Below are 11,908 nucleotides of genomic sequence, written 5' to 3'. Positions count from 1 at the left end.
CCGCCCCGGCCGAATGTGGCGGGCCCTCGACGGGGGGCTCCGTGCGGCCCCGTCCGGCCTCCGTCGCACCGGGCGGCTGCGAGGGGCTGCCGGGCAGGGTGCGGGCGTCGAGGAGCGCCTCGGCCCAGCGCAGCCGGGCGCGGGCCAGGAGGTGGGGGCGCTCCAGCGGCGCGAAGGCGTCGGCGACGCGGGACCACACGGCAGCTCCTGCCGCCCCTTCCGCGCGCCCCAGTTCGGCCTCGACCAGCAGCGCGTACGCCTCCCACACCGGGGCGGTGCGGGGCAGCCTGCGGGCCGCCCGGCGGATGGCGTCCAGGACGGCGGGGCGGCCGGGTTCGGCGGCGGGCAGGCCCCGGGCGCTCGCCTCGTGGGCGGCGGCCGAGTGCAGCAGCGGCCAGGCGTAGCGGTGGGTGCCGGGACCGAAGCCCTCGGCGAGCACCGGCTCCAGGGCGGTGCGGAGCGCTGCGACACCGCCCCGCGCTGCGGCCAGCACCATGCTGAGGTGCCGCAGTGCGACGGTTTTCTGCGGCTCGTTGGCCGGTGCGGTGCCCAGCGCCGCATGGGCCTCCTCGACGGCCGCTTCGAGCACGGCGAGATCCCCGCGGCCGGCGGCGAGCCGGGCCCTCAGCAGCGCTGCCCAGCCGCGGACGTCGGCGGCGCGGGCGACGGCGCGGGCCCGTTCGGTCAGTCGCGCGGCCGCGTCCCAGTGGCCGGTGGACAGCAGCGCCTCGGCCCGGGCGGTGAGGGCCGCCGCGTGGTGGTTGGGCCGGCCCCTGCCGTCGACGATGCGCAGGGCGCGCTCGGCCTCGGTGGCGGCCTGCGCCGAGCGCCCGACCGCCTCCAGCTCGACGGCGATGTTCACGGCCGCCCGCAGGGTCACGCTGATGTAGCCGGACTTCGCGGCCTCGTCGCGGACGCGGACCATCTCCTCCAGCCCCTGCCGCAGATCGCCGGAGCCGGTCAGCAGGATGCCCAGGGTGGTGCGGGAGGCCAGCTCGACGGAGGTGGCGCCGACGACCCGGGCCAGCTCGACGGCGCGGAAGGCGGCCGCCAGCGCGTCGGGGCCCGGACGGTGGACGAGGCCCCAGTGGGCGACGCGGGAGAGCACCTCGGCGTGCACGGCGGACGGCGGGAGTCCGCGCACCAGCTCCTGGGCGCGGGTCATCTGGGGGCGCCCGTCGCCCCTGCCGAGGTCCTCGGTGAGCATGGCGCTCTTGATCTGGAACCAGGCGCACAGCAGGGGTTCGTGAGCCTCGTCCAGCAGGGCCAGGGCGCGGCGGGCCAGCAGCAGCGCCCGTTCGGCCTCGCCGCCGGTGCGCGCCGCGATGAGGGCCGCCGCCAGGACGTCGACGAAGCGGGGCGGGCCCGGGGTGCGGTGCTTGTCGCCCCCGGCCGCGGGGCCGTCCGCACCGGAGCGGGGGCAGGCGCGGGGCAGCAGCAGCGGCGGCAGGGCGGCGAGCACGTCCTCGGGGACCTCGTCCCACAACTCGATGACGCGTTCCAGGAGATGGTGCTCCTCGGCGTAGGCGTGCCGGCCGTGTGCCTCGGTGGCGGCGGTGAGCGCCGCGGGGAGCGCCTTGGCCGGGTCGTGCCCGCGGTACCAGTACTCGGCCAGGCGCACACCGCGCTCCTCGGCCCGGACGAGGGAGGGGTCCGCCTCCAGCGCTGTGGCGTACCGGCGGCTCGTCCGGCGCAGCTCGCCGGGCAGGAGGTCCTCGGTGACGGCCTCGCGGAGCAGGGCGTGCCGGAAGGTGTACCCGGCGTCGTCCTCGGTGGGGCGCAGGACGTTGCCGCCCACGGCGGCGCGCAGCGCCTCCAGCAGGGCGTCCTCCTCCAGGCCGCAGACCGCCGCCAGCAGGGCGTGTTCGACGGCCGATCCGGCCTGTGCGGCGAGGCGGACGACGTGCTGCGCCTGCTCGGGCAGTGCCTCGACCCGCACCAGCAGCAGATCCCGCAGCGAGCGGCTCATGCCGTACGGCGGGCAGCCGGAGGTCAGCTCCTCCACGAAGAACGGGATGCCCTGCGAGCGGCGGAACACCGCCTCGGCCAGCGCCGGTTCGGGTTCGCTGCCGCGGATGCCGGTCATCTGCGCGGTGACCTCGGGGCGGGTCAGCCGGGGCAGTTCGAGGTGGAGGACGGCGCGCAGCCTGTCCTGTTCCGCGAGGAAGGGGCGCAGCGGATGGCGGCGGTGGATGTCGTCGGAGCGGTAGCTGGCGAGGAGGACGAGCCGGCAGGTGCGGACGGTGCGGAAGAGGTAGGCGAGGAGTTCACGGGTGGACCGGTCGGCCCACTGGAGGTCTTCGAGCACGAGCACGACGGTGCGTTCGGCGGCCAGTTGCTCCAGGAGCTGGGCGACGGCCTCGAAGAGGCGGGCGCGGTCGCCGTCGTCCTCCTCGTCCCTGCCGGGGCCCTGGGCGGGGGCCGGGGCGAACAGGGCGGCGTCCGGCAGCAGACGGGCCAGCTCGCTCTCGCGTCCTTCGCCCGCCTCGGCCAGCACCGCGCTGCCGAGGGAGCGCAGCAGACCGCGCAGCGCGATGGTGAACGGCGCGAACGGCAGCCCGTCGGCGCCCAGTTCGAGGCAGCCGCCGACGGTGCTGACGGCGTCGGCCGTCTCCGCGTGCCGGAGGAACTCCTCCAGCAGCCGGGTCTTGCCCACCCCGGCCTCACCGCCGAGCAGCAGCGCCTGGGGGCTGCCCTCCGACGCGTGCGTCAACGCCTCGGTGAGCACCGCGAGTTCGGCGGAGCGGCCGACGAAGACGGGGCTGACTGCGGTGTGGACGGGCACGCCGCCCAGCATCGCACGGGGGGCCGTGAGCTGGGGTTGCCCGACCACGGACCGGACGGGGAGAGGGACGGGAGCGGTGGCGGTGGCGGTGGCAGGGAGGGTCATACGGCTCGTACCCATTCCGGCTCCCGGTCGCTTCCGGTGTCTCCACCACCCGTGCCCTGCCCCGGCCTTCTTCCGCCGCTGCCCACACCGACCGTCCCCTCCGCACCCCTGGCCTCGGCGGCGAGCCGCTCGCTGTCGGCCTCGCGGCGCAGGTCTGCCATGCGGAGAAGGTGGTGTTCGTACAGGTGCAGCATGGCGCCCCCTCAGGGTCGTGCGGAACGTTCGGAAGCGTTCGCCGCTCCGGCGAACGCTCCTCACTTTCCGCCCTGCCAGGGGCCGTTCACATCGGGCAGTTGCCCAGTCCTGGCCGGTCAGGGGGCCTTAGATTTCCCTGCCACCCTCCTTAGCCGTAGCCCGGAGGGGGCGGACCGCCTGAGCCGGGAGCCCCGGGCGGGCCGTTGCCTCCCCCGGGGCGAGCCGTCACTGCCCCTGCGGCGAGGGCACCTCGGGCTGTGCGGCGAACAGGTCCAGATACATGCCGCCCGCGAGGAGCAGCCCCAGGACGCCGAGGATGAGGCCGCCCAGTGCGACGGCCTTGGGCCAGTTGCGTGCGCCAGCGCCCCGCAGGGTCCCGGAAACACCGTCCCCCGCGTCCCCCGTCACCTCGCGCTCCCGCCGGGTGAGGGCCACCAGCGCGAGACCGCCGACGACGACGGCGAGCAGGGCCACGACGCCGTTGGCCACGGCGGCCGCGTGCCAGGGCGCCCCGTAGACGGCGTTGACCTGGTCGGCAGCGGAGCCGGGCGCGCCCTGGGCGCTGTTCTCCAACTGGCCGACGAGCTGCTTGCGTTCGCGCAGCATGCCGGCCAGCGGGGTGCCGCTGAGGGAGACGAGGCCCAGCCCGGCGCCCACGATCGCGCCGGCGCCCCAGCCACGCCCGGCCGCACCGGCCGGCGCGGGAGCCTTTTCGCCGTCCGCGGCGTCCGCTGTGTCGGCGGCGTCCGCGGCGCCCGTGTCGTCGGCACCCTCGGCGCCGTCCGCTCCCTCGGCCCCATCGGCGGTGTCGGCGGTGTCGGCGGTGTCGGCGGTGTCGGCAGCGTCGTCGGCGGCGGCCGCACCGGCGTTCTCGGCACCGTCGGCGTTCTGCCCGCTCCCGTCGCCCGCCTTGTCGCGGACGGTGTCGGTGGTGGCGGTGGCGTCCGCGGGAGCGGTGGCGTCCGCCGGTTGTTCCGGGGCCTCGGCGGTGGTGGTTCCGCCGGTACGGCCGGTGGTCTCGTCGGCCTCGTCCGCGCGGGGGCCGGTCTTCTTCTTCGGGCTCTTGTCAGTCATCGCCGGCCACCGTAGGGATGCTTTCTGAGAGCCCGATGAGAGCCGGGGTCCCGGGGAGCCCGGCCGGGGCGCGGGCGCGGCCGGGCGCGTGTCGCGTCCTACCGTGCGCCCTCCGGACTCCGGGCCTGATCCCGGCCGGGTGCGGCGGCGAGCGCGGGGGCGGGGGCCTGTGCGCCGGCGGGCCCGGGCTGCTCGCCCGGTACGGGGTCCTGGTGCGCGGGGTCCCGCGGCAGCTGGCCCGGCTCGATGCTGACGCGGGGGATCCAGCGCTCCAGCCAGCCGGGCAGCCACCAGTTGGCGCCGCCCAGCAGATGCATCAGGGCGGGCACGAGCAGGGTGCGCAGGACGAAGGCGTCGAGGGCGACGGCGGCGGCCAGGGCGATGCCGAACATGGCGATGATGCGGTCGCCGCTGAGGACGAAGGCGCCGAACACCGCGATCATGATGACGGCGGCGGAGTTGATGACGCGGCCGGTCTCCGAGAGGCCGACGCGTACCGCGCGTCTGTTGTCGCCGGTCAGCCGCCACTCCTCGTACATCCGGCTGACCAGGAAGACCTGGTAGTCCATGGACAGCCCGAACAGCACCGACACCATGATCACCGGCAGGAAGGGCTCGATGGGCCCCGAGCTGCCCAGGCCGAGCAGCTCGCTGCCCCAGCCCCACTGGAAGACGGCGACGACGATGCCGAAGGCGGCGGCGACGGCGGCGATGTTCATGGCCGCGGCCTTGAGCGGGATGCCGATGCTGCGGAAGGCGCACAGCAGCAGCAGACAGCCGAGGCCGATCACCGCCCCGACGAAGAGCGGCAGCTTGCCGATGACGACGTGGCCGAAGTCGTCGTAGGCCGCCGTCATGCCGCCGACGTGCACCGTGAGGGTCGTCTCGCCCTCGCCGCGCGGAAGCACGTCGTGGCGCAGCCGGTCGACGAGGTCCGAGGTGGCACGGGACTGCGGGGAGCTGTCGGGGACCACGGTGATCACGCCGGTGTCGCCGCTGCCGTTGAACTCGGGCCCGGTGACCTGGGCGACGCCGTCGGTCTCCCGTACGACGTCCGGCAGATGGTCGAAGGCGAGCTTGTCGTCGGCGCCGTCGATCTCCCCGACCAGTGTGAGCGGCCCGTTGGTGCCCGGCCCGAAGCCGTCGGCGAGCAGGTCGTACGCCTGCCGGGTGGTCGAGGTGGCCGGGTTGTTGCCCTGGTCGGCCGTGCCCAGCTGGAGGCCGAGCGTCGGCAGCGCGAGCACGGCCATCAGGGCCGCGGCGAGGGCGCCGAGCAGCTTGGGGTGCCGCTCGACGAAGCCGGACCAGCGCACGGCGAACCCGGTGGGCCGGTCGGGCCGGGGCCCGTGCACGGCGAGTGCCCGGCGTTCGCGGCGGCTGAGTACCCGCGTACCGGCGAGGGCGAGCAGCGCGGGCAGCAGGGTGACGGAGGCGGCCACGCTGAGGACGACGGTGAGGGAGGCGGCGAGGGCGACGCCGTTGAGGAAGTCGAGCCGCAGCAGGAGCATCCCCAGCAGGGCGATGCACACGGTCGCGCCCGCGAAGACGACGGCTCTGCCGGAGCTGGTCACGGCGCGGAGCGCGGCCTCGCGCACGGGGAGCCCGGCGCGCAGCCCTCCGCGGTGCCGGGTGACGATGAACAGGGCGTAGTCGATACCGACGCCGAGGCCGATGAGCATGCCGAGCATGGGGGCGAAGTCGGCGACCGTCATGGCCCGGCTGAGCAGTCCGATACCGGCCGCCGCCGTGCCGACCGCGACGACGGCGGTGAGCAGCGGCAGCGCGGTGGCGACGAGGGAGCCGAAGGCGAGATAGAGCACGACCGCGGCGGCAGCCAGCCCGATGACCTCGGCGAGCTGCGCCTTCGGCGCCTCCGTCAGGCTGATCGCGGGGCCGCCCGCCGCCACCTGGAGATCGGCTCCCGCGGCGTCCCGCGCGGTGTCGAGGACGCGTTCGACCTGCTGTGCGTCGAGTTCCTCGGACGGCTTGTCGAACTGAAGGTTGGCGTAGGCGGTGTGTCCGTCCTCGCTGATCTGTGCGCCGCCGTCGGGGACGTAGGGGGAGCCGACGGAGGCGATGTGCGGCAGCCGTTCGATGGTGTGCAGCGCCTCGGTCATCCGGTCCTGGACGGGTCCGGCCCGTACGGTGCCGCGGTCGGTGTGCCACACCAGGGTGTCGCTGTCGCCGCTGCGGTCGGGGAAGGCGGACTCCAGCCGCTCGGCCGCCGTGCCGGACTCGGTTCCGGCCGCGCCGTAGTCGTTGGAGTAGGAGCTGCCCGCGAGGGCGGAGGCGGTCACGGCGCCGGCGAGGGCGGTGAGCCAGAGGGCGAGGACGAGGAGGCGGCGCTCAAGACACCAGCGGGCCAGGGCTGTCACGGAGTGGTCACCGGCAATCGCCTGCTTCCCGGGTCGTGCGCAGGCTTCCCGCCGGGACGGGCCGTGCTGTGCGCGGGAGGGGACGGGGGTCGGGTGTCACGCCCCGCGCGGAGCGGGCCGTTCCGTGCAGCCTGCCACCGCGAAAAGATCCTTTGCCGGTTTTGTGGTGATGCACACAACCCGGCCCGTGGGGGAACTCGCCCGCACGGGCCGGGCCTCCCCTGCCCCGGTCAGCCGGTGACGGACTCCGCGCCGTTCTCGATGTGACCCATCAGCCGCCGCCGGAAGGTGTCGTCCTCGGCGACCGTGACCGCCAGGTCGTACCAGCCGTGTGCCGCCGCCGTCCGCCGGGTCACGGTGCGCCGCCCGCCGGCCGGTACGCGGACGGTGCGCCGGCCGCCGTCACCGTAGGCGAGCTGCTCGATCCGGAAGGTGAGCTCCGCCTCGCCGTGGTTGGCGAACGTGAGGTGCACCTCGCGGCGGCGGCCGCCGATCCGGGTGGTGAGGTCGGCGTGCGCCGCGGCGCCGTCCGCGCTGCCGGCGAACTCGCGGCGGAAGCCGTTGGGACCGGTGACGGTGAAGCGGTAGGCGCCGTCGGGGACGGGCACGGCCTCGGTCCGCTCGCCGCGCACGTCCCGGTGCAGCGGCGTGCCGTCCGCTCCGTACTCCCCGGCGTACGGGTAGAGCGCGAAGTGGGCGCTCGCCGCGCCGCTGTTGCGCAGGGTGAGGCGCAGCTGTCCGGCTCCGCTGTCGTAGCGGCCGTCGGCGTCCGGCTGGTACGGCAGCGGCCGGGCCCGGCGGTGCCCCTCCTCCTGCCGGGGCAGCTCCTGCCGGGACGGGGGTCTCGGGCTCCACCGCCGGGTGAACGGCGGGACGGGGCCCGGCTCGTCCACCTGGGGCTGCGCGCGCCGCCGGGAGAAGTCGAACGCGCCGGTCAGATCGCCGGCGACGGTGCGCCGCCAGGCGGAGATGTTCGGTTCGCGCACCCCGGTCCAGCGCTCCAGGAAGCGGATCAGCGAGGTGTGGTCGAACACTTCGGAGCAGACGTAACCGCCCACCGTCCAGGGGGAGACGACGGTCATCGGCACCCGCATGCCCAGGCCGGTGGGGCGCCCCTTCCAGTGTTCGTCGGGGACGTCATCGGGGGCGACCGGCGGGGGGACGTGGTCGAAGTAGCCGTCGTTCTCGTCGAACATCAGCAGCAGGACGGTGTGCCGCCACACCTCGGGGTTGCGTCCGAGCGCGTCGAGGACCTTGTAGACGAAGGTGGCGCTCTGGATCGGTGAGGAGCTGCCGGGGTGTTCGGAGTCGGCGGCGGACGGCACCAGATAGCTGACCTGCGGCAGCCGCCCGCTGTCCACGTCGTGACCGAAGGCGTCGGCCGTGCTGCCGGGCTCGCCGCGCACCAGCGCCCGTTCGAACAGGCTGCGTTCGTGTGCGTCGAGGCCGGCGACGCCCTCGGCCAGCCGGCCGAGCAGTTCCGTGCGTCCGGCCTCCTCGGCGTCGCTCATCTTTCCGTAGAAGGCGGTCATGTGCGCGGCGCCGTCGACCTTGGCCAGCGCCTTCTTCGCGACGGCCTTGAACGAGGCGTAGAACTCCAGGTTGTTGTCGGTGAAGTTGTCCCACTCCTGGTACACCTGCCAGGAGACGCCCGCCTTCTCCAGGCGTTCCGGGTAGGTCGTCCAGCCGTAGCCGGGGTGGGTGTCCTCCTCGTAGGCGTCGTTGCCGACGGCCCGGGCCTTGGTGAGCGGTTCGTAGCCGGTCCAGCCGCTCACCAGGTGGTTGCGGTTGGGGCTCGTCGAGGAGTGGATCGAGGAGTGGTACGCGTCGCAGACGGTGAACGTCTCGGCCAGTTCGAACTGGAGCGGGATGTCCGATCTGTCGTAGTGCGCCATGGTGGCGGCGGTCTTGGCGGTGACCCAGTTGTCCATCCAGCCGCGGTGCCAGGCGGAGGCGCCGCCGTCCCAGCCGTGGTCGAGGGCGCCGATGTACTGGGCCTCCTGCTTCTGCGTCTCGGCGGCGTCGCGGACGGAGAAGGGCAGGACGGTACCGATACCGAGCGCGCCGGGCTGCTCGAACACGCTGGTGCCGCCGGGCAGTTCGATCGCGTTGCGGTCGCCGAATCCGCGTACACCGGCGAGGGTGCCGAAGTAGTGGTCGAACGAGCGGTTCTCCTGCATGAGGATCACCACGTGCCGGATGTCGTCCAGGCTCTCTCCGCCCGCGTCCGGCCCGCCGGACTGTGCCGCGATCGCCTCGTGCAGCGAGGGTGGCAGCAGGGAGCCCGCCGTCCCGAGCCCGGCGGCCGCCGCCGTCATCCCCAGCGCCCGCCGGCGCGATATCCCGTCAGCCACCCTGCGACCCTCCAATGGTTCATGTACACGCCATTGTTCAGTTGCGACAGGGACCGTAGCCAAGCAAGGTGACGCGCGAAAGGTCGCGGGGTGGACTTTTCCTGACCGGATCCACTCGGCGGCTCCTGCCCGTGCGCGGCGCGCGCGGAGATCGCCCTGCGGCGGTCGTCCCGCACGCGGGCGCCGCTCCCTCACCCGGGCGGTTCTCCAACACCGCAGGACCAACGGCGCGTTGGGCGGTTCGGCAGCCCTTTGCCGGACCTTCTGGAGAGACCCATGCGCACCTCGCTCCCGACCACGGCAGCCGCCCTGGTACTGACCGCCGCCGGAACACTCGGTTCCGCCGGTACCGCCGTCGCCGCCTCCGCTCCCGGTACGGCCGCACCGGCCGACCCCGCGGTACGGACGGCGGCGGACCGGATCATGAACCTCACCTACAAGGAGTTCGCCACCACCGAGCACGTCGCCCCGTTCAACTGGACGAACGACGGCTGCTCGGTGCCGCTGAAGTTCACCCCGTACAAGGAGGTCTTCCGCCCGGCCTGCAACCTCCACGACTTCGGGTACCGCAACTACGGCGGCGGGCACGAGCTGAAGCTGAGCCCCGTCCGGGAGACGAAGAACTGGATCGACGGGCGGTTCCTCACCGAGATGAAGCGCATCTGCGACGACCGCTACCCGCTGCCGGTCGGCCACACCGCTTGCCAGGTGGCCGCCCGCGCCTACTACGAGGCCGTCAACAAGACCCCGACGGCCGACAAGGCGTTCTTCGGCCACTACTGAGCGACCCGGGTACCGGCGCCGGCGGGACGGACGGCGCCGGCACCCGGCTCATCCGGCCCGCGCCGTCTCCACCAGCGGGAAGTGACAGCTCACCTGGTGGCCGGGCGCGGCCGGTTCGGACGGCTCGGGCGGGGTGGTGGCGCACAGCTCGGTCGCCAGCGGGCAGCGGGTGCGGAAGCGGCAGCCGGAGGGCGGACGGGCCGCCGACGGGGTCTCGCCCGCCAGCGGACTGCCCTCGCGCGGTGCGTCCTCGTCGACGACGGCGCTGTCCGCCGTCTCCAGCAGGCCCCGGGTGTAGGGGTGCAGGGGCCGCGCGAACACCTCGGCGGCCGGGCCGGTCTCCACGAGCGAGCCGAGGTACATCACCCCGACCCGGTCGGCGAGGTACCGCACCACGGCCAGGTCGTGCGAGATGAACAGATAGCTCAGGCCCTTCTCCCGCTGGAGGTCCCGCATCAGGTTGAGGATCTGGGCCTGTACGGAGACGTCGAGCGCGGAGACCGGCTCGTCGGCGACCACCAGCGACGGGGAGAGCGCCAGTGCCCGGGCCAGGCCGAGCCGCTGGCGCTGGCCGCCGCTGAACTCGTGCGGGTACCGGTGGACGGCACCGTGCGGCAGCCCCACCTCGTCCAGCAGTTCCCGGACGCGCTCCTCCTGGGCGGCGCGGTCGCCGATGCCCTGGATGACCAGGGGCTCGCGCAGGATCGCGCCGACCCGCATCCGGGGGTCCATGGAAGCGTAGGAGTCCTGGAACATCAGCTGGACGCGGCGCCGGTGGGCCCGCAGCCCGGCCCGGTCCAGCCCGGCGACGTCCTGGCCGTCGAACCGCACGGCGCCGCCGGTCGGGTCCTCCATACCGACGGCCATCCGGCCGAGGGTGGACTTGCCGCAGCCGGACTCGCCGACGATGCCGAAGGTCTCGCCGCGCCGCACGGTCAGCGAGACACCGGCGACGGCGCTGACCGGCCGCCGGTCCCTGCGCCGGGTGAACGGGCCGCTGCGCAGCGCGTACTCCTTGCGGACGGCGTCGAGTTCGAGCAGCACGTCACCGGTGGGACCGCCCGTTCCGGCGGCGTCGGCGGAGGCGGCGGGTCCCTCGGAGCCGTCGGCGTCCGCGTCCGGTGCGGCGTCCGCGGGCTCGGCAGCGTGCTCGGTGGCGGGCTCGGCAGCGTGCTCGGTGGCGTCGGCGGCGGCCGGGTGGAAGCAGGCGTAGGTGTGGTCGGGGGCGTCCTCGTCGGCGGTGCGCCGCGGTGGTTCCTGGGTGCGGCACTCCTCGGTGGCGTGGGCGCAGCGCGGGGCGAAGCGGCAGCCGGCCGGGGTGCCGACGAGCGTGGGCGGCAGCCCGGGGATGGTGGCCAGCGGACGGCCGGTACCGGCGGCGCGTTCGGGCAGCGCGTCGAACAGGGCCCGGGTGTAGCGGTGCCGGGGCGCGGTGAACAGCCGCCGTACGGGCGCCTGTTCGGCGACCTTGCCGCCGTACATGACGGCCACCCGGTCCACCCGCCGGGCGATGACGCCCAGATCGTGGCTGACGAGCACCAGCGCCATGCCGAGGCGTTCGCGCAGCTCGCCGATCAGCTCCAGGATCTGGTGCTGGGTGGTGACGTCCAGCGCCGTGGTCGGCTCGTCCGCGATCAGCAGCCTGGGCTCGCACACCAGCGCCATCGCGATGGCCACGCGCTGCCGCATACCGCCGCTGAGCTGGTGCGGATAGCTGCGCATCCGCTCGCCGGGCTGCGGCAGCCCCACCATACGGAGCGTCTCCTCGGCCTTCTCCCGCGCCTCGGCGCGCCCCACCCCCCGGTGCAGCAGCAGGGGTTCGGCCACCTGGGCGCCGATGGTCATCGTCGGGTTGAGGGAGCTGAGCGGGTCCTGGAAGACCACGCCGACGGAGTTGCCGCGCACCCCGCGCAGCACCGGCTCGGGTGCCGCCGCCAGATCGGTGCCCTCCAGCAGGATCCGGCCGGAGGTGACCCGGGCGCCGGGCGGCAGCAGCCCGAGGACGGACAGGGCCGTCATCGTCTTGCCGCTGCCGGACTCGCCGACCAGGCCGAGCGCCTCGCCGGGCGCGAGCCGCAGCGAGACCCCGTCCAGGGCGTGCACGGTGCGCTCCTCGCCGGCCCGGCCGCGCCCGGCGATCGTCAGGTGCAGGTCGTCGATGTGCAGCAGGGTCCCCTGCTCCGGTGCGGCCTCGGCGGTGCGGGGTGCGGGGGCCTTCGGTGGCTTGGTCGGCATCG

The 11,908-nt window shown here is 74.5% G+C and carries 7 protein-coding genes; 1 reads left to right on the top strand and 6 read right to left on the bottom strand.

All coding sequences use genetic code 11. From position 1 onward, the window contains the following. The 5 genes from SCA03_RS36900 to SCA03_RS30475 all read right to left on the bottom strand — a co-directional run. Positions 1-2,785, bottom strand: a 2,785-nt coding sequence (locus SCA03_RS36900; protein ID WP_269145210.1) for an ATP-binding protein, incomplete at its 3' end; no start/stop codon positions are given. A gap of 101 nt (positions 2,786-2,886) precedes the next feature. Next, positions 2,887-3,051: a hypothetical protein gene (locus SCA03_RS35355; protein ID WP_158102223.1), complete on the bottom strand. Its 165-nt coding sequence runs from the start codon at positions 3,049-3,051 to the stop codon at positions 2,887-2,889. Between the two features lie 259 nt (positions 3,052-3,310). Further along, complete coding sequence (locus SCA03_RS30485) at positions 3,311-4,159, bottom strand: hypothetical protein (protein ID WP_086813898.1); 849 nt, start codon at positions 4,157-4,159, stop codon at positions 3,311-3,313. A 98-nt stretch (positions 4,160-4,257) separates the two neighbouring features. Then, positions 4,258-6,534: an MMPL family transporter gene (locus tag SCA03_RS30480; RefSeq protein ID WP_086813900.1), complete on the bottom strand. Its 2,277-nt coding sequence runs from the start codon at positions 6,532-6,534 to the stop codon at positions 4,258-4,260. Between the two features lie 230 nt (positions 6,535-6,764). Next, positions 6,765-8,888, bottom strand: a complete 2,124-nt coding sequence (locus SCA03_RS30475) for a phosphocholine-specific phospholipase C (protein ID WP_371864014.1) — start codon at positions 8,886-8,888, stop codon at positions 6,765-6,767. A 276-nt stretch (positions 8,889-9,164) separates the two neighbouring features. On the opposite strand from SCA03_RS30475, the gene SCA03_RS30470 reads away from it, so the two are divergent. Further along, complete coding sequence (locus tag SCA03_RS30470; RefSeq protein ID WP_030893652.1) at positions 9,165-9,671, top strand: phospholipase A2; 507 nt, start codon at positions 9,165-9,167, stop codon at positions 9,669-9,671. Between the two features lie 48 nt (positions 9,672-9,719). Here the strand turns inward: SCA03_RS30470 and SCA03_RS30465 are convergent, their stop codons facing one another. Next, positions 9,720-11,906 carry an ABC transporter ATP-binding protein gene (locus SCA03_RS30465; protein ID WP_086813901.1) on the bottom strand — a complete coding sequence of 729 codons (2,187 nt, stop codon included), beginning with the start codon at positions 11,904-11,906 and terminating at the stop codon, positions 9,720-9,722. Positions 11,907-11,908: the final 2 nt, after the last annotated feature.

The organism is Streptomyces cacaoi, assembly GCF_006539165.1.
Classification (GTDB): domain Bacteria; phylum Actinomycetota; class Actinomycetes; order Streptomycetales; family Streptomycetaceae; genus Streptomyces; species Streptomyces cacaoi.
This window is presented reverse-complemented; position numbering and strand designations above follow the sequence as displayed.

Bases quoted from the DNA above. Each gene is read 5' to 3' on its own strand.
- SCA03_RS30465 (WP_086813901.1), bottom strand. From the start codon at position 11,906: ATGCCGACCAAGCCACCGAAGGCCCCCGCACCCCGCACCGCCGAGGCC.
- SCA03_RS30470 (WP_030893652.1), top strand. From the start codon at position 9,165: ATGCGCACCTCGCTCCCGACCACGGCAGCCGCCCTGGTACTGACCGCC.
- SCA03_RS30485 (WP_086813898.1), bottom strand. From the start codon at position 4,159: ATGACTGACAAGAGCCCGAAGAAGAAGACCGGCCCCCGCGCGGACGAG.
- SCA03_RS35355 (WP_158102223.1), bottom strand. From the start codon at position 3,051: ATGGCAGACCTGCGCCGCGAGGCCGACAGCGAGCGGCTCGCCGCCGAG.